The following is a 19115-nucleotide window of genomic DNA, read 5'->3' as shown; positions in this document are numbered from 1 at the left end:
ATCACGAGTGGTGTCGTGAAGACGTTCAAGTTTGATTTTTTGTTCTGATGTAATAAATATTTTCATAGCGAGGATAATGATCTCCATTTCGGATAAAATCAAGCATCTTCAATGATTACGGGTATATATTGGTAATAGCGATAGTGGAAAAATAATTACCGAAGAAATTCGCGAGTATGGTCATGAGGTAATTCTACTTACCCCAATAAACAAACCTGAAAAAAAATTAAATTTAATCATCACAACAGAAAATCATGCATCCGTAATACAAGAGCTGGAAAAACAAGCAGAAAACCTGCTGATCATAACCTCAAATAAAGCAATAGTTAAGGATCTTGATACCTTACAAGCTCAAGAACGCTTATCTCTGTACTTTACATCGCCGGGCAAATCCGGTTATCTGTGTGGCTGTATTTCTCGCGAAGACCATGGTGCAGAAGAGAGCCACCTTGAGCATCTTAGTGACAAAATTACTGATATTATTGTAGGGCTATCGCGCGGTGAGTCCCCCACAATCCAAGATACCCCGTATCGCCTCGCCCGAAAATTCTATGCTGAAGCACCAGCCCGTATTCGTAGACTGGTTACCCTCTTATTACAACGATTGGGTGACCAGATGCAAGGGATGTGCGCGAGTGATTTCAGCCACATGACTTGGTATCCCAATGCTGATTTTCATACGGTTCTGGCAACAGAGGCCACATCCGACAATCGGTATCTGACTCACTTTTTTTTTAACGAAACTGGTGCACTTAAACATAATAAGTATGCTAAATCCAACGTGATGATAAGTGTCGTGGCAAATGAGGACGGAACACAGATCACCGTTTGCGGTGACGATATGCGTTTTAGTCGTTTTACGGATTATTTGGATGCATTAGTGCCGTCCACCATTGACCCCATTCGTGCCCCTTTCGTAACTCAGCCTGATGAACTATACCGTCTGAGTGGGTTTAACGAAACCGATGATATGAGCCTCTTGTCCCACGATATTATCACGCTGTTTCATTACCATGCCGAGATACATCCAGAACTTGCCGCGCTACATGCAAACAATCGCGACTACAGTTATAGCGAACTCAATCGAGCATCAGATCAGATGGCGTGTTGGCTACTCGAGCAGGATGGTAACAATGATACATTAGTTGCAGTTGCGATGCAGAAATCAGCACTTTTGCTGATTATCCTATTGGGTATTCTGAAAAGCAATAAAACTTACGTTTTGCTAGATCCCCAAGCGCCGAAAATCCGCAATCAGAGCATTCTAGACGACGTACAGCCAACGCTTATTTTGGCAGATTCACCGCTAAAAGCAGGCAATGCCCCTAGCATATTACCATCGACTATTAATTACCAAACGCTGCATGTCTCTACGAGTGATCTTCCTACAGTAAATAATGAGTCGTTGGCTTATGTTTGTTACACCTCAGGCACAACCGGCAAACCGAAAGGTGTGATGATCACCCGAGAGGGGCTAAGCAACGTTGCGCAAAACCACCGTGACTTTATGCAATTAGGCATAGGTAGCCGTGTGTTGGCTATTGCATCACTCGGTTTCGATGCATTCGGTTGGGATGTTTATGGTGCGCTCGTCAGTGGTGCCACGCTGTATTTGGCTCCAGCAGAGCTGCATACCGATATTGGTGCGCTGCATCATTATTTGGCGCAGCATGAGGTTGAGCATGTCACCATTACCCCTGCTATACTGGAACTTCTACCACGTAATGCTTGGCAAGGTTTACGGAGCATGATCGTCATGGGGGATTCTCCCCCATCAGACGTGGTTGCTTGGTGGAGTGATCGTACACGTTTGTGCAATGGCTACGGGCCAACCGAGGCCACTATCGCCACCTCGTTGTGTGAATACCGTCCTGGCGTTGCATGGAATTGTATTGGTGCACCGTTAAAAAACTATCGTTGTCATATTTTGGATTCATATCATAACCCAATGCCAGTGGGCTTTGAAGGTGAGCTATGCATCGCTGGTAATGGTTTGGCGCGAGGTTATTTACACCAGCCCACGCTGAGTGCTGAAAAATTTGTCACTATGTGCTTACCATATATGCCAAATGAAGAACGCTTTTACAAAACGGGGGATATCGCTAAATGGGATGAGCAAGGTAATATCATTTTCATCGGTCGCAGGGATCATCAGATTAAAATTCGCGGTGTGCGCATTGAAATTGGTGAGGTGGAAAGTGCCCTACGCAACCATCCGCAGGTAGAAAGCGTTTGTGTTGTGGCCAGAACGCAATCTGCCGGTAAAATTTTGGTCGCCTTCGTACAACCGACTTCGCCAGAATTAACGTCAGATATTCTTCGCCACGCAATGGTGACATTACTGCACCCCGCAGCTATTCCAACCTCATTTGTTTTCTTATCTTCGCTACCACTGACAATCAACGGTAAAGTTGCCCGCCAACAATTAGAGAACTGGCCGCTTGACGATCTGGCCCATTGTGTCGCTCAACCGGAAACTGAAACGGAAGCCATTCTAGAACGGATTGTAGCAAATGCAATTGGGTGCTCACATGCTGATGTTAACCATGAGTTTATCACTCTTGGCGCTCATTCGCTGACAATGAGCAAAATTGTGGCCCTCACCGCGCGTGAGCTCTGTTGCCATCTGAATATCGCCGATATTTTCCAGCACAATACAATTCGTAAACTGGCTGAATATATTGAGAACAAGGCCGTCGTTGCAGAGCGCTCCATTGCAATTACTGAGGAACGACGCGCATTGCTGAGTCCGCAACAGAACCTGCTGTGGTACCTGAGTGCGCTTAACCCCGATGATTGTAGCTACAATCTTCCGCTCGCCGTGGAAATTCGCGGCCATTTAGACCTCATAAATTTTGAACATTCGGTCAACTCAATCTATGAGAAACATGAGAGCTTACGAACCCAATTTACCGAGGTGAACGGCTTGGCTTATCAATATGCACAGCCGCATATTCCAATAAAACTGGCTGACCATCGCGTAGACGGGCAACAAATGCCTCTTGAAAAACTGGTGAAATCATTGTGTGAGACGCCTTTCAATATCATGCAACAGCCTCCGGCCACACTACGCTTGGTGCATTACCATGACCAACACTATGTACTGATCTGGGTGAAACACAACATTTTGACTGACGCCTGGAGCGAACAATTGATCCTCAACGATCTGTGGCAACATTACAACTATTTGTGCCTTGGCGTACAACATGCACCGCTATTGCCGCAGATACAGACCATCGATATCGTCAACAATAGTGCGGAGTTTTGTACTCAAAACGAGATCACTTATTGGCAACAGCATCTGGAAGGCTGCCGTGAACTCGATTTCCCCTTGGATAAGCCCCGCCCGCTGATGCCGACACACGCTGGCGATCGCATACGCCATTCACTGCAAGCCGACATTGCCATGCGACTAGAACAACAGGCTAAAACATTAGGCGTTACGCCTTTTGTTTTGCTTACGGCCGCATTAACTTATTTACTGGGCAAATATACTCAGCAGCAAGATATCGTGATCGGCACCGCTATTGCCGCACGTGATAACTTGGATCTGGCACAAGTCAGTGGGTTTCACGTTAATACTGTTCCATTACGCATCATGTTGTGCCCAGAAGACGCCATCGCCAACCTGATCAACAAAATGGCGGAAACCTGTATCGGAGCCTATCAGCACCAACAGCTATCTTTCGACCGTATTCTACATCAGATCGACTATGAACGGGTGTCGAATAAAAACCCACTATTCCAGATTATGGCGATCTTGCAGAACACTGGCGACGTGTGCCAAACGGGTTTGTATGGTTGTACGTTGCAGAGGCTCCCTGTGGCATCTGGTTTCTCAATGTTCGATATGACGTGGAACTTCAATCTGACTGAGGGGAACATCGCTATAGAACTCGATTACTCCAGTGAGCTTTTCTACCCTGCGACCATGCAAATGATGCTGGATAACTATGAGCAGGTTTTGGATCAACTGCTTACTCTGCCCAGCTCTGCAACCCTTTCTACCATTAACCCGCTCTGCGCTGCTGAACAGCGCTGGTTGTTACAACTGGCCTGCAACCCTGTAGCAAGCCAACGCGGTTCGTTGATTGAACAAATCCACAGAATAGCTAAAACACAACCGCATAATATCGCCGTCAGTTGTGAACAACAGCAGTACAATTATGGCCAGCTATGGGATGTGTCTGAACGTATCGCTAACGCGTTGCAGTCCATTGATAGCCAAACGTTCTCTGTTGGCATCATGATGGAGAAAAGTTGCCACGTTGCTGTACTGATACTTGGTGTGCTTAAGGCAGGCAAACATTACGTGCCAATTGACGTTCATTATCCGGAAGATCGCGTAAGTTACATGGTTGAAAATGCACAGACCCGGATATTAGTCACGGATGGTTATCCAGAACGCGGCGCATTGAGTCATATTAAAACCCTCAGTTTTGAGACGTTGACGACACGCCCTGTAACTGGTAACCCGTTGCCAATGCCTTCTGACGAGATGATAGCCTATATCATGTATACCTCTGGTTCGACCGGGAATCCCAAAGGGGTGATGATCACCCAAGGTAACCTGAATAATTTCACTAATGACTTTGTTGAACGCCTGGCATTAATGAGCCAAGATAAGGTACTCAGTCTGACCAGCATCAGTTTTGACATCTTTGGTCTAGAACTGTTTTGTTCATTGGCCAGCGGTGCACATGTGGTGCTATGCCCATGTGAGACAGCGATGGATCCAGTGAAGCTGTACCACTTTATTGAGCAACAGCAACCTCGTGTTATTCAAGCCACGCCTACCGTATGGAGCACCATTGTTAACCATCTTTCTCCATCCACAGAGCGTCCACTGACGGTGTTGTGTGGTGGCGAGAAAATGCCTGCAGCCCTGCTGGCGCAGCTGCGGCGTATTGCTACCCAAGTACTGCAAGTTTATGGACCAACGGAAACCACTATTTGGTCTACCTGTGCCGATCTGACGCACCACGGTGATAGTGCATGTATTGGTATGCCAATCAACATGACGGATGCTTTTGTTATGGATGAAGCTGGCAACCTGATACCAAGTGGTGCTTTCGGAGAACTGTGTCTCGGGGGGGCGGGGGTTTCTCCTGGTTATTGGAACAACCAGATGCTAACTGATAAGGTATTCATGCAACGTCAAGTACTCGGCACCAGACATTACTTATACCGCACTGGCGATATTGTTCGGTTTACCCGACAAGGACAGTTGGAGTATCTCGGCCGTAACGATTATCAGGTGAAAATCCGCGGTCACCGTATCGAGCTGACAGAAATAGATTTATGTTTGTCTGCTATCGAAATCATTGAACGGGCTCTGAGTCTGATTGTTGGTGAAGGGCAACATGCCCGAATTGTTAGTTATCTGCAGTTGACTCCCGGGGCAACACTGAATGAAAAAATGGTGCGTACAGCATTGAGGGCCAAATTGCCGAATATCATGATCCCTTCCAGTTTTGTGGTATTGCAGACATTCCCATTAACCAATAACAACAAGATCGACATACGCAAACTACCTGCACCGAAAATGAGCTACTCTGCTTCAGAGGCCGATTATACCTCCCCAGCCAACGAAGCAGAACACAAGATGCAACAGGTCTGGCAACAGGTGCTAGCGTTGGCACAAGTCAGTGTCACGGACAGTTTCTTTAGTCTTGGTGGTAACTCATTACAAATCCCGCAATTGCTGCATGCGATCCGTCTGGAGATGGGGATCACCTTAACGATCAGGGAGTTTATTCTACACAGTCAGATCCGTGAACTAACCGTATTGGTACAGAGCAAGTCCGGAGAAATCGCCCATGGAACGCATTGAAGTACACTACCAAGGACGCGTGCATCATATCGATCACAGAGAGCCAATTCGGCTCTCTACACGGCTATGTTTTGCGGATAACCCTGTAAACCTTTATGGTGTCACGCCAGCCAGTGATGAGCCGCTCCGCTATGGTAATGCCGTAGCCAGTGTGCAATGTGGGGGGGCATGTAATGCCTCCCGTATTAGCCTAGTACCACACTGTCATGGTACCCATACTGAGTGTATTGGGCACATTTTACCCGATGTACACAATGTGGTCGATCTCAACTTTGCTCCTTTTATTGCAGCTACCCTGATCCGAGTGCCGTTACAGCGAGCTTCAGCAATGAAGGATAGCTATAACGCCAGCGCTGAAGATGATGATTGGGTGATCACCAGAGAAGCTATCGATAATGAACTGGCCCTGCTGACTTCAGACTATCTGCAAGCATTGGTTGTTGCAACTGATGGATTCCCTTGGCTCCCTGATGGTGGTGGTGCCCCTTACTTTAGTCATCAGGCGATGGTACGCATAACAGAACTGGGTGTGCAGCACCTATTGGTGGATATTCCTTCCATTGACAGGTTAAACGACGGTGGGCGGATGGATAACCACCGCTGTTTTTGGGGAATGACCGATCCCGCTTCGCCCATTGCCGAACGCAAGGGTGCCTCTGTGACTGAATTGATCCACATGCCACCGCATATTTCATCTGGCCACTATTTTCTTTCCATACAGTTACCAGATCTCTCAGGGGATGCCCTTCCCAGTCAGCCGGTACTATTCCCGTTTTCATAAGGTAAGGATGCGTCATGAACTACTCAAGTTATCTGCAATTAAACCAGTTATTGGCACTCCAGCAACCTGCCTCACCTTGCAGTGAGCACCGCAATGAAAACCTGTTCATTATCACGCACCAAACGTATGAGTTGTGGTTTAAGCAATTGATCTATGAGATCCATCAAGCAATTGATCTGATTGGTGCCGGTGAAATACCTGCAGCCATCGAAGTCATGACCCGCGTTAATACCATTACACAAACAGTGGTAAACCAGATTACGGTTATTTGTACATTAAAATTTCATGAGTTCCAACGTTTTCGTGGCTATTTGGGAACCGCTAGCGGTTTTCAGTCTTACCAATTTGCCGGTATTGAGGCACTTCTGGGTAAGGCAAACAGCAAAAAATTTCAGCAATACCTAGATGATGATGATATCCAGCAAAGACTGGCAGCAATAGTAGGCCCTATTTCACTCTGGGAAGTTGTACGAGCCCAAGTCATGCAGATGGGCGACCCAGCACAAAGTGAGAGAGAGATCATCAAGAGTATGTTAGAACGCCCTTCCTGTGAGTCGCTATTACTCAATCAGTTGCTGGATTTGGATTCGTTGTTACAGGAGTGGCGCTATCGACATGTAAAACTGGTCGAACGCACGATTGGTCAACGTAAAGGTACGGGTGGTTCTGCGGGCTCAGACTATTTGAAATCCACGCTTTTTAACCCAGTATTTGATGAACTGTGGGATGCAATTAACTGATCGTAACACGAAACTCAATGCATAATGGGATCGCAAGATCCCTTTTTCAAGATCATCCTAATCATAATGGTAGGTAAGCCTTATGCACATCATACACTTCCCTTCACCACTGCGTTGTCTAAAAAAACTGACCCCAGAACGTCACGAATGATAGCTTTCCCACATGCGGGCGGTAGTGCCATGGCATTTCAACGTTGGGGTAAACTGCTGTCTCAGGATATTGAGCTATTTGCCGTACAGTATCCGGGGCGAGAAGAACGGGCTGATGAAGCACTGTTATGCCAACCTCAAACGTTGCTCAACGAGTTACAACAGGCGTTGGTCACGCCACAAGATAAGCCCTTGATCCTGTTTGGCCATAGCCTCGGCGGCAGGCTGGCGCTTGCCGTCGCGCTCATGCTTCCACAGCCACCGTTACAGTTGATTATTTCTTCCTGTTCTTCGCCCTATAGAGCACGTCATGAACATTTATTGAGGATGTCACGTAACGCTTTGCTTGATGCTTTATTAGCTTCTGGTGGCATAAGTGACACGTTGCGCAACGAGAGAGTATTACTCGATTTTTACCTACCGATAATCCGCGCAGATTTGTTACTTTCCTCCCAATTGACGTTTCCACAAAGCACCTGTTATCAGGCACCGTTGGCTGTCTTTCAGGGGAATCGTGATAACTGGACGGATGAACAAGATTTAGCTGACTGGCGCCAGATCGCAAGCGGAGAGTTTCAACAACACAGTTTTGAGGGTGGCCATATATATTTGGAAGAGCAATGTGACTCCGTAATAGCACGGCTCCATCGGTTGTTGGCCGGCCATTTAGCACCGACCAATGTTTAAATAATCAGGCGCGTTCGTTTTTACCTTCTGACAAGGTGAGTTTTCGCTCGCTACGTACGATACTCCCTGCCAGCATCAGTGCACAAATGCTGCTGATTGTCAGTACTACACCAAGGCGTTGTGCCAACCCTGCCAGAACCAGGCCGCCCCCTAATATCAGATAATACATCAAACCAAGGATCGCCCCTGCCGTTCCCATGCAATCTTTATAGTGCCGCAGGGCACGCGCCAGAATATTGGGAATGGCAATACCATACGCCATCACAACCATCATCATTGGCAAGACAAACCATACCGTTTCTTCCAGCAAGAACACCAGGATACCGCCAGAAAGTAGCAGAACACACGCCAGTGTCAGCAACGCGGTAAATAACCAGTGTTTGGCGATCAAAAGCTTGTTAATGGCTGCGCCAAAGCCCACACCTGCTGCCAACACCAGCCCGGTATAGCCAAACCACTGCGCAGGAAGACCCTGTGCTTCAAAACGGAACGGCGCTAATTGGTAATAACTGAACATGCAGATATTGAATAGAGCGACCAACAGCGCACTGTGCCAGATGTCTCCGTCTTTAGACATACGCCCTAGAGTATCGAAAAAGGAGCTTTTCACGACCTCTTTCGGGCGGGTTTCTGGCAGTTGCCATGCAGCATAAACCAGCAACGCCGCCGCTAATATTGCCAGACCGCTAAAGACGCCCTGATAGCCCCAATAATGGGTTAGTAACGCGCCGCTCAGCACGCCAATCGCTGGGCTAACCGCCATAGCTATCCCCATCACCGAAAACACTTGAGCCAATTCGTAGCCGCTGAACTGATCACGAATGGCTGTCTGGGTGCCCACCGATCCCACCGACGCCCCAAAAGCTGCCAACACCCTCGCCACCAATAATATGGTAAAACTATCACAGAAAACCGCTAATATTGATGCCAACATATATAGCGCGAGTCCGGCAAGGATTGTAGGACGCCGTCCAATCACATCACACATTCGCCCCCACACCACAACGCCAAGGGCAAAAGCAAAAAAGTAACAGGACAAAGTTTGCGCGGCCATTTCCGCGCTGACATGAAACCCTTCAGCGATATGAGTAAGCGCTGGGCTGTAGATCGTTTCCACCACTTGGGGAAACATCATCATAGATGTTGCCAATGTGAGGGTAAGTTTGCGTTGCATAGCAAGTCCTGTGACTAAAGGTAAAATAGGGATACCAAGGTATCATCTTCGCTCTATAGTCTGCTATAATATAAAAGACAAAAAAATTACATAATCGGACAGTATATGACATGGCTTAACGCTCAGGATGCCTTTGATCCGGATTCGTTCGACAATAGCGTATTAGGCATTGCAGCCGAACTGGCTCAGCATGACTCTGGCCCACATTGGCATAGGATGGGGCAACTACTGTTTAGTCAGCGAGGCTGCATGCGCATTATACTCAATGAGAGCATCTGCATGCTCCCTCCGGGTCGTATTGCTTGGATTCCACCGCGACTAGAGCATCGGGTGCAAGTTAGCGGTGTGGTAGGTTATCGCTCGGTGTATCTCGACCGCTCCCATTACCCTAGTCTGCCCGAATGCTTAGAAGTCCTGACTGCTTCATCTTTGCTACGCGAAGTGTTGGAGCGCATTGCCATTGCTAAGTTTGACACCAACTGGCAGCACGGTGCTACCGCTAATATTCTAGCGGTATGCTTGGATGAGATACAGCAGGCACCACGCGAATTAACCCTGCTGCCCTTGCCCAGTGACCGCCGTCTGAGAAATTTAGCTGATATGGTCACAGTACCGCCGCTGTACGAGCTGGCTAGTTATATCGGCGCATCGGAAAAAACCATTAGCCGCATCTTCCAGCGTGAAACTGGTCTGAATTATCAACAGTGGCGGCAACAATGGCGGCTAATCAAAGCAATTGAGCTACTAGCAGAGGGATATGGCCAATCTGACGTCGCCAGCCAACTGGCCTTTTCCAGCGATAGTGCTTTCACCACCTTTTTTAAAAATATGGTAGGCAGCCCTCCACGGACATATATGGCAATCCGATACGTTGTGTGATCCACAGTTAGAACGGAACGTGCATCGTTCACAGAATCGCTTTGAGTAATTATCAGTTACGCTCGGCTGTCACTCGGATTTATGGTAAAAAAGAACTTACTGGGTGAACCGACATTGAAACGGAGATCAGTAATCAGTGTGGTCGATTGATTGCCAACGTTATCATCTACTGTAACTCGCCATTTTATTGCAGTTGCTGACTAAACTACCACCGACTAAAGTCGGTGGTAGTTTACTGACAAAGTGCTGGTTTTTTATCCGGTACTTTGATTTAATCAAATTCCGTTCACCAGACGGAGTTTGCCGCCATGTTAAGAATGCCCCCACCCCAGACTTTTCCTCCCGAAACACTCTCGCTCGATGAGCTTGTGCCTCAAAACCATCTAGTGGATCATCCTGTATTTGGCTACCCTATTCAATATACTTGAAGAGTATGAAGTTTTATGGTTAATTTACACCCTATTTAACTAACCATTTGATATACCTTTTTTATGTGGAAAGCCCCGGCAGTAAACTTAAGCCCCCAACAGCAACAGGCCCTGGAGCACATCGTCAAGTCTCGAACCAGTCGCAGTGATCACCGCCAACGAGCACAGTTGATTTTGCTTTTTGCATCTGGCGTATCTACAAAGCAAGTTGGATTGGGCAGTAAACAGGCCGGATGCTGGAGAAAACGCTGGCTGGACAATCAAGACAGGCTGAAGGCCATCGAGTCCACGGAAAATATGAGCTTAAATAGCCTGATAAAAGCCCTCGAATCACTGTTCAGCGATTTGCACCGGAGCGGATGCAAACCGAAATTCAGTGCCGAGCAAGTAGCACAGATACTTACGGTGGCTTGTGAGGATCCGCAGGAGAGCGAGTGCCCATTCAGGGGGTTTAGGTGACCGAACAGCTCTACTCACCCAAACCCCCATAAAGCCAACCGATCAGCCCATAGACGAAAATGCTGAAGTGTTGCAGGCCCCGGCGTCTGTTTTACCCAGGAAAAGCGTGTTGTCAGTTCACCTTCCTTGATCAAAAGCAGGGAATCAAGTGTATTTTTCTGTGGTTTAGTGAGTGACTGGGTAATTTGCAAATACAGTTCATTATGAACGAGTTGACGTTCATGGCTGGCCAGGCGTTCCAGCGTACTGAACACGGGTAATTCAATATTCTTTTTGCTGAGATATTCAAGTGCAACATTAATTAAATCAGCAGGATCACTCATAGTGTAAGCTGATTGATGGATCAAACTAACGATATTCTGACGCGCTTGCTGGGTAAAAAAGTGACTGTCCAGATACTGACGGGAAAGGATCTTGTAGCGGTGTGTAGCTTTTCTGTCGCGTCGTTCTGGTATCAAACGAGAGTTCTCTGGCAAATTCAACTGAGTAGCAATAAATTGAATAACTGAAAATGGGATCTGAGAGAGAGTAATAAAATAACCGAGATGTTGGCGGGTTTTGAGTCTGATAGCCAAGTTTAATTGGCTGTGTTGGCTGCGGGTATTTTGCCGGATGAAGGTAAGTTCATCGTCACTGAGAGCATAACAGGACGCCAGCTCTTTTTGCGATAGGGATTTATTGAAATGCGGATAAGCTGTGCGGTCAACCGAGGTCATAGTGGTATACTCGTCACTCTGAACGGTTCATTAATACGTTCGTTTTTGTAAACCAGATGATGACGAAATGCAACAATCTTCTCAGATGTCATTCAGAGGGCAATGATATCAATTAACAGGGCATGCCTATGACATCTGAAAATGACGTCCGGAGCAATATGGGTATCAAAAACAGGTTTACAAAATCAACATTCACCTTATTAAAAATTAATGAGTTCATTAAACTTATCGCATGAAATTTGGTTACGCACGTATCTCCACGCATGAGCAAAACGCTGACCTGCAGCTTGATCAGCTACGGCAGGCGGGTTGTGAAGAAATATTTTGTGAAACGGCGAGTGGAATAAAAGCCGCCCGCCCGGTTTTAGAGCAGCTCCTGAGTAAAATGCGGCCGGGTGATGTAATTGTTATCTGGAAACTGGATCGATTAGGCCGTTCTCTTCGCCATCTGATTGAGTTAGTGAATCAACTAATGGAAAAAGGCGTCGGTCTGAAAAGTCTCCACGATCCCGTGGACACAACGAATGCCCAGGGCCGGCTGGTATTTAATATATTTGCATCATTAGCCGAGTTTGAACGTGACCTGATTGTTGAGCGGACTCAGGCAGGCTTGACAGCAGCCAGAGCTAGAGGACGCTCTGGAGGGCGTCCTCCGGGGTTAAACGAAAAGGCAAAAAAGAAAGCGATTGCTGCCGAAGCGCTGTATATAAAAGGTGAGCTAAGTGTCAACGAGATAGCGGAAAACCTGGGGATCAGCAAGGTCACCCTTTACCGTTATCTTCGCTATCGGGGCGTGACGATAGGATGTAAAAATTCTCTCATGTGACACTCCACTCAGGGAATAAGCTGTTGCGCCATTTCGCTATGCCAACATTTTACACGTATTATGAACAGACCCGCATCAGGCGCGGAACTCATTGAGGCGCAGGCTCCTTGCCTATAGTGACGCCGGATAGATTTAAGCAAGCCCAAAATTCATCAAAATGAGTGTTGCAAAAACGAGGAATGTAATGAACGCATCCCAACCACTGAGCCTGTGACACAGTGCTGGAATTGAGAGATGAGGCGTGGTTCCTCACAGATTTCCGGCCTTATAGTGCCTAAAAGCGGGAGCCTGTTGCTCCCTGATGACTGGAGGAACCACTCATGAAATTTACTCCTTTTGGCGTCGATATTGCAAAACATTTGATGCAAATTCATTTTGTCGATGAATACACAGGTGAAGTTATTGATAGGCAGCTGCGGCGGCAGGATTTTTTAACGTTCTTTAGTAACCGCGAGTCTAGTCTGATTGGCATGGAAGCATGTGGCGGTGCTCACTACTGGGCACGGGAATTGAGAAAACTGGGGCATGAAGTGCGTTTGCTTCAGGCGCGGTTCGTCAGGGCATTCCGGATGGGAAATAAGAATGATGTTCAGGATGCCCGAGCCATATGGCAGGCAGTTCAGCAACCCGGTAAATCGGTTGCCGTCAAAAACGAAGAACAACAGGCTATTTTGTCGTTACATAGGATGCGTTACCAATTAGTGAAATTCAGAACCGCGCAAATCAATGCGCTGCATGGTTTGCTACTGGAGTTCGGTGAAACTGTGCATAAGGGCAGAGCTTCATTGGATAAAGCGATGCCGGAAGTACTGGAGCGGCTAAGGGAAAAACTGGCCCCTTTCCTGCTCAGTCTTCTTGAAGAACAATACTACCGCTTGAACAAAATCGATGAACAAATTGAACAGGTGGAAAAACAACTCATAGCGTGGGCAAAACAGAATGCTGATTGCCAGCGGATTATGAAAATACCCGGTGTTGGTGTGCTGATTGCGACCGCCGCCATCGCCACGATGGGCGATCCCAGAGCGTTCCGGTCGGGCAGAGAGTTTTCGGCCTATCTGGGATTGGTGCCGAAACAGACGGGGACGGAAGGCCGGGTCAAATTACTGGGGATCAGTAAACGGGGAGATACCTATCTGAGAACGCTGTTTATCCATGGAGCAAGGGTCGCCACCTTAACCACAAAAACGCCCTTACCATGGGTGACTGAACTCAAAAAACGACGGCCGACCTGCGTGGCTATAGTGGGAATGGCCAATAAACTGGCTCGTACTGTTTGGGCTCTGGTCGCCCATCAGCGGGATTACCAAAAAGATTACGTCAGTGTCAGACCTCTTAATTAAAACCGGACACTGATTAATCTCAACATGTAATGACAAAGCTGAATGCAGAAAGATTGCTGAGGCAATAATCATGATGACAAAGACAGGTAAAACCTTGATTTGCTAAACCTGTATGGTCGCCAGAGCGTCAAGCTCGTCGGAGGAATGAGGAGCCAGTCAGCGGATTACATCGAGGCCCGCAGTATTGTCTGCAATAAGGCCGGATATAGAGCTGCAACCTACCGTCGATGTCAACATGATTTTTGTCTTGCAAACGGGATGCGTTCATATAGGCGACCATAGATTTTACGCTCTCCAGGATTATCCAGACCTAAGAAAGTATAGCTGATTTAGTCAACGGGTGAGTGGTACTGCGAGTTATCGGCACATCAGGGATGCTTATGAGGGTAATGACTCGAAGGATAAGATAATCAAAAAGTGGCCAGATCTGCCCGGCCTAATTAAAAATTACATTTCAAAACGCGATGCTCGACTTTTATGATGAGTTGAAATGACATAGCCGCTCCTTTATAACTTTAAGTCGTCAAAAATAGAGAAATAAAGGAACAAAAGGCTATGTCACAACAAGATTTTATCATTTGGGTGTTTTGTTGGGTAGATGACAATTTAACGCAGTTACAACAAGGTATGCGATTCAGAAGCCGAGGGCTCCCACCTAAATTGAGTGATGCGGAAGTCATCACGATGGAAGTGATTGGTGAATTCTTAGGATTTTCAACAGATAAAGGGATTTGGACGTATTTTTGTGACCACTGGCGCGACTGGTTTCCGGGACTGGGTTCACGCGCCAATTTTGCTAAACAGGCCTCGAATCTTTGGGCTGTAAAACAAAAACTGCAAGAGAAGCTGGCGATGTTATTGAGCGCATTCGACAGGCCGATACATATTATCGACGGATTTCCGCTGCCCGTCTGTGGGTTCAAAAGAGCTAAAGGAAGTGCCAACTTTAAAGCAACTGTCTTAGACAATTTTTTTATGAGGTAATGTAGTGATACGATTCATTCCATTCCTCATTCTTTTTGGTCATGGCGTTCAGGATAGTCAATAGCTTACGCATACAGGCAACCAGCGCTACTTTTTTAGCCTTCCCCGCAGCGAGCAACCGATTGTAAAACGCCTTGATCACCGGATTAAACCGAGTTGCCACAAGTGCGGCCATATAGAGTGCGGTACGCACTCCAGCCCGACCACCAGAAATGGTTCGTCGGCCTCGCATTGTCCCTGAATCACGGTTAACAGGGGCTACACCCACAAGGGCGCTGATTTCGCGACGCGTGAGTTTACCCAGTTCGGGTACTTCTGCTAACAATGCTGCGGTGGTCGTCGTGCCTATCCCTTTGACGCTACAAAGTCTTTCTGAGATAGATTTAAAGTGCGTTTTGATATGGTTATTCATATCGTTATCAATGCGCGACAACTCTCTTTCCAATGCTTCAATAATCACGTTAATACTTTTTCGACTCTGTGGATGAGATGGATGCAGACGATTACGCTCAGCAACCAGCATGGTAATCAACTGGCGTCTGCGCACCACCATAGCAGAAAGAACCTGACGTTCAGCATCCGGTAGTGCTCGAATAAACCGTTCACGTTCGGGGTGACGATCTATCACCTCCGCCATCTGAGCCAGAACTTTGGCATCAATACGGTCAGTCTTTGCCAGATACCCCATAGCACGGGCAAAATCACGCGCTTGTCTGGGATTGATGATCACGACATCAAGACCTTCAGCTTGCAGTGCATAAGCCACAGCCGCTTCCAGTCCTCCGGTTGCTTCCATCAGGATCAGTGAAATTGTATGTTCCTTCAGCGTAGACACAATGACGTCAAAGCCATCAGGATCATTACTGATAGTGAACGCGCTTATTGTTGTACTGGCGGCGATATCCAATGAAGCTTTGGAAACATCAATGCCTACACAAAGTGGACTTGGCTGACTCATATTACCCTGCCTTGCAAATGCGTTATGGATAACAGACAACTGTTCGGGTTTCAGATGAGTGGCTCAGTGTATGCGCCAATAGCTTTAAAACGGGCTTAAAACCCCAGGGCAACTCAGACTGCGTACACTGCGCCAAATCTAATCGTATTTATTTTAACCTACTTTTAAGATACAAGGGCAACTCAGACTGCGTACACTGCGCCAAATCTAATCGTATTTATTTTAACCTACTTTTAAGATACAAGGGCAAACTGTATTAATGGCAAATTTTATTCATTGCAAAATAGAAACCCAGCCTGTCCTCCGCGCCGGCGGAGGCAGGTGAAAGGATGAACGGCCATGAGTGAGCACCCTGAAAACCTGATTATCCGCGCCGGCAGTAACCCGATGAATCTGCCGGCGTTCACGGCAATACGCGAGGAAATCAACAAAATCAACCACCCGTCTCAGCCGGCCGTGAACTGGCCGCTTATCGAATCCCTGGCCCTGACGCTGTTTCGCACCCACGGCGTCGATTTGCAGAGCGCGATTTACTACACCCTGGCCCGGATGCAGCTCAGCGGCCTGGCGGGGTTTACCGAAGGCTGTGAACTGCTGGCCGGGGTGATGGTCAGCCAGTGGGATGCACTGTGGCCCCCGCAGCCGGCGGTCCGCACTGAGATGCTGGACTGGTTTAACACCCGCTGCGGCAACGCGTTACGCCAGCACGACTATACCCCCCGTGACCTGCGGATGATTTACCGGGCCGAGCGGGCCTTACAACTGATAGTCGACCGGCTCCAGCAGTCCGACCTGAAACGCCTGCCAAAAGTCGAAAACCTGTTGTGGTTCTTCCAGAACACCGCCAAAAAACTGGAACAGACCCGCATCCTGCCCAAACCCGCCGCCAGACCCGTGCAGATGCCGCCGCTGGTTTACCTGGCCAACACAACCGAGCCGGCGCCATCGGAACCGGACACTGACGACGACGCGGGATACGACCACAGTCAGCCTAAAGTCCAGGTCCGTTTCCCTGCACCGCCCCCGCGGCCGATGAGCGCACTACAGGGGTTTGGCCTGGGTCTCTTACTGGGCGTGTTTGTCCTGACCGGCAGCTGGCTGGGACTTTACCGGCCGCTGCAACAGCAGCTCACCGCCCTGACTGACACCCCGGACGGAGCCAGACTGGCCTGGCTGTACCACCCCGACCTGCCAACCTATGCGCAGCAGTTAACCCGGCTGGCGGACACCTCCCCGCTGGTGGTGCTGCAACAGGCTGAGCAGCTGACCGGGATGGCGCAAAAAACCTGGCCGCAGGACAGCCGGCAGCAGCGTGAAACGCAGCGCTGGCAGCAGTTACAGTCTATCCGGCGGGAAAACGCGCCGACGCCCGGCAACTGGTGGGAGACCCGGCATCAGCTCCAGTTACTGGCGGACAACATCCTGACACAGGAGCGTAACCGGGGCAGTTTCACCCTCTCTTACCTGAAAACGGCGATTTACCAAATCCAGCACAGCCACAACCGTGACCTCCCGCTGGAAGAGCTGCTGCGCCAGCTTTCCGCCGCCGTCGAGCAGGAACAGACCGTCTCACCGGCGCTGATAAAAAAGACCGACGACCGGTTTAACGCCCTGCTCAGCCAGTATTACGCGTTGCAGAAAGCCGCCGGGCTGACCGCGCTCCCCGGGCAACCCCGCCCGTAAATTCAGAGAAGGAACCCTATATGTCATTCCAGAAAAAAACCGCCGGCCAGGCCGGCGCCAGAAACATCGCACAACAAATCGCTGACCGGCTGAGTCCCCAAAGCGCCGGCGGCTTACAGTTTACCCTCACCGCCGGCGGCCTGCCGCCGCACACCTTCGTGGTGGCCGGCTTTACCCTGCACGAAGCCCTCTCCACCCCGTTCACGCTGACCGTCAGTTTAGCCAGTGCCGACCCGGCGATTGATTTCGCCGCCGTCCTCGACCAAAGCGCCACCCTGACCATCCTGCGCGAAGGCAAAGTCGAGCGTACCGTCACCGGCATGGTCGCCAGTTTTGTCCAGGGCAATACCGGCAAACATCAGACCCGCTATGACATGACTATCCGGCCCGATATGTGGCGCACCACCCTGCGCCAGAATGCCCGGATTTTTCAGCAGCAGGATATCAAAACCATTATCACCACCCTGCTCAAAGAGAACGGCGTCCGCGATGTGGCGTTCAGTCTGCGCAATCCCCACCCGGAACGGGAGTTCTGCGTCCAGTACCGCGAAACCGATTTTGAATTCCTGCAACGGCTCACCGCCGAAGAGGGGATTTTTTACTGCTTTGAGTTCACCGGCAATAAAAACACCCTGGTGTTTGCCGACGATGCCGGCGCCGCGGTCAACGGCCCGGTGCTGCCCTATCACCCCGACGACGCCGAACAGGCCCGGCAACTGTGCATTACCCGGCTGACCCGCCAGGCGCAGGTGCGGCCGGCGGTGGTCGAGCTCAAAGATTACACCTTCAAAAACCCGGCCTGGGCGGCGGAGTTCCGTCATCAGATGCGGGAACAGGACCTCCAGCATACCGGCTATGAACACTTCGATTTTCCCGGCCGCTTCAAAGACGGGCAGCACGGCGCGGATTTCACCCGCTACCGGCTGGAAGCCCTGCGCAACAACGCCCTGACCGGCGACGGGGAAAGTAACGCCGCGACGATGCGGCCCGGCGTGCTGTTCACCCTGACCGGCCATCCCCGGCCTGACCTCAACCGGCGCTGGCAGCTGGTCGGCGTCACTCACCGGGGCAGCCAGCCGCAGGCGCTGGAACAGGCTGCCGGGGAGAGCGGCACCACCCTGAGCAACGACTTCACCTTCATTCCCTACAATCAGCACTGGCGCCCGACCCCGCTACCCAAACCGGCGATGGAGGGCCCGCAGATTGCCAAAGTCGTGGGTCCGGAGGGCGAGGAAATCTACTGTGACCCGTACGGCCGTATCCGCCTGCAATTCCTCTGGGACCGCTATGGCCAGAGTAATGACCACAGCTCCTGCTGGATACGGGTCACCCAGCCCTGGGCCGGTCCTGTCTCTTGATCAGATCTCCAAATCAACCGATTTAGCCAGCAAATAGCCGTCTATCAGGGTTTGCAGCCGAAACCAACCTTCCCAAAGTCGTTCCCATCCGACTCGACCCGTGCGTTTGGAATCGT

At 49.3% G+C, this 19115-nt stretch carries 11 protein-coding genes and 3 pseudogenes; 11 read left to right on the top strand and 3 right to left on the bottom strand.

What is annotated here, in order from left to right; translation table 11 throughout:
• Positions 1-616 precede the first annotated feature (616 nt).
• Genes CKY02_RS21155 through CKY02_RS21140 form a run of 4 tightly spaced genes read left to right on the top strand, consistent with a single transcriptional unit; the run spans position 617 to position 8191 of the window.
• Positions 617-5833 (top strand): non-ribosomal peptide synthetase, encoded by a 5217-nt coding sequence (locus CKY02_RS21155; RefSeq protein WP_112896795.1) that lies wholly within the window; start codon positions 617-619, stop codon positions 5831-5833.
• Complete coding sequence (locus CKY02_RS21150) at positions 5820-6614, top strand: cyclase family protein (protein WP_112896794.1); 795 nt, start codon at positions 5820-5822, stop codon at positions 6612-6614. Before CKY02_RS21155 ends, CKY02_RS21150 begins: the two co-directional genes overlap by 14 nt.
• Before the next feature lie 14 nt (positions 6615-6628).
• A complete protein-coding gene (locus CKY02_RS21145) occupies positions 6629-7354 on the top strand; it encodes a tryptophan 2,3-dioxygenase family protein (RefSeq protein ID WP_112896793.1) in 726 nt (241 codons plus the stop codon).
• Between the two features lie 24 nt (positions 7355-7378).
• On the top strand, positions 7379-8191 hold the full coding sequence (locus tag CKY02_RS21140) for a thioesterase II family protein (protein WP_112896792.1): 813 nt from the start codon (positions 7379-7381) through the stop codon (positions 8189-8191).
• A 4-nt stretch (positions 8192-8195) separates the two neighbouring features.
• Here the strand turns inward: CKY02_RS21140 and CKY02_RS21135 are convergent, their stop codons facing one another.
• A complete protein-coding gene (locus CKY02_RS21135; protein WP_112896791.1) occupies positions 8196-9365 on the bottom strand; it encodes a multidrug effflux MFS transporter in 1170 nt (389 codons plus the stop codon).
• Positions 9366-9470: 105 nt separating this feature from the next.
• On the opposite strand from CKY02_RS21135, the gene CKY02_RS21130 reads away from it, so the two are divergent.
• Together CKY02_RS21130 and CKY02_RS21125 are read left to right on the top strand one after the other, a co-directional pair.
• Complete coding sequence (locus CKY02_RS21130; RefSeq protein WP_112896790.1) at positions 9471-10244, top strand: AraC family transcriptional regulator; 774 nt, start codon at positions 9471-9473, stop codon at positions 10242-10244.
• Positions 10237-10449 (top strand): annotated as a pseudogene (locus CKY02_RS21125) (Tn3 family transposase); the annotation flags it as partial. The gene CKY02_RS21130 and the pseudogene CKY02_RS21125, both read left to right, overlap by 8 nt.
• Positions 10450-11145: 696 nt before the next feature.
• Here the strand turns inward: CKY02_RS21125 and CKY02_RS21115 are convergent.
• Positions 11146-11847: a DUF4158 domain-containing protein gene (locus CKY02_RS21115; RefSeq protein ID WP_112896788.1), complete on the bottom strand. Its 702-nt coding sequence runs from the start codon at positions 11845-11847 to the stop codon at positions 11146-11148.
• 232 nt (positions 11848-12079) lie between these two features.
• Here CKY02_RS21115 and CKY02_RS21110 point away from each other — a divergent pair, with 232 nt between their 5' ends.
• The 3 genes and pseudogenes from CKY02_RS21110 to CKY02_RS21100 all read left to right on the top strand — a co-directional run.
• The gene (locus CKY02_RS21110; RefSeq protein WP_074021860.1) at positions 12080-12673 is read left to right on the top strand and encodes a recombinase family protein; all 594 of its coding nucleotides are present in this window, start codon (positions 12080-12082) and stop codon (positions 12671-12673) included.
• A gap of 320 nt (positions 12674-12993) precedes the next feature.
• Positions 12994-14016, top strand: coding sequence for an IS110 family RNA-guided transposase (locus CKY02_RS21105; RefSeq protein ID WP_112896787.1), 1023 nt, complete (start codon positions 12994-12996; stop codon positions 14014-14016).
• Positions 14017-14571: 555 nt separating this feature from the next.
• Positions 14572-14967, top strand: a pseudogene (locus CKY02_RS21100) (transposase family protein); the annotation flags it as partial.
• 22 nt (positions 14968-14989) lie between these two features.
• Here CKY02_RS21100 and CKY02_RS21095 read toward each other — a convergent pair.
• Positions 14990-15958 (bottom strand): IS110 family RNA-guided transposase, encoded by a 969-nt coding sequence (locus CKY02_RS21095; RefSeq protein ID WP_112896786.1) that lies wholly within the window; start codon positions 15956-15958, stop codon positions 14990-14992.
• Between the two features lie 339 nt (positions 15959-16297).
• On the opposite strand from CKY02_RS21095, the gene CKY02_RS21090 reads away from it, so the two are divergent.
• Together CKY02_RS21090 and tssI are read left to right on the top strand one after the other, a co-directional pair.
• Positions 16298-17641 (top strand): VasL domain-containing protein, encoded by a 1344-nt coding sequence (locus tag CKY02_RS21090; protein WP_112896785.1) that lies wholly within the window; start codon positions 16298-16300, stop codon positions 17639-17641.
• A 20-nt stretch (positions 17642-17661) separates the two neighbouring features.
• Positions 17662-18987, top strand: a pseudogene (tssI, locus tag CKY02_RS21085) (type VI secretion system tip protein TssI/VgrG); the annotation flags it as partial.
• Positions 18988-19115 lie beyond the last annotated feature (128 nt).

The organism is Photorhabdus bodei, from assembly GCF_003287735.1.
Taxonomy (GTDB): domain Bacteria; phylum Pseudomonadota; class Gammaproteobacteria; order Enterobacterales; family Enterobacteriaceae; genus Photorhabdus; species Photorhabdus kayaii.
Note: the sequence above shows the minus strand (reverse complement) of the source record. Positions and strands in the feature narration are given on the sequence as shown.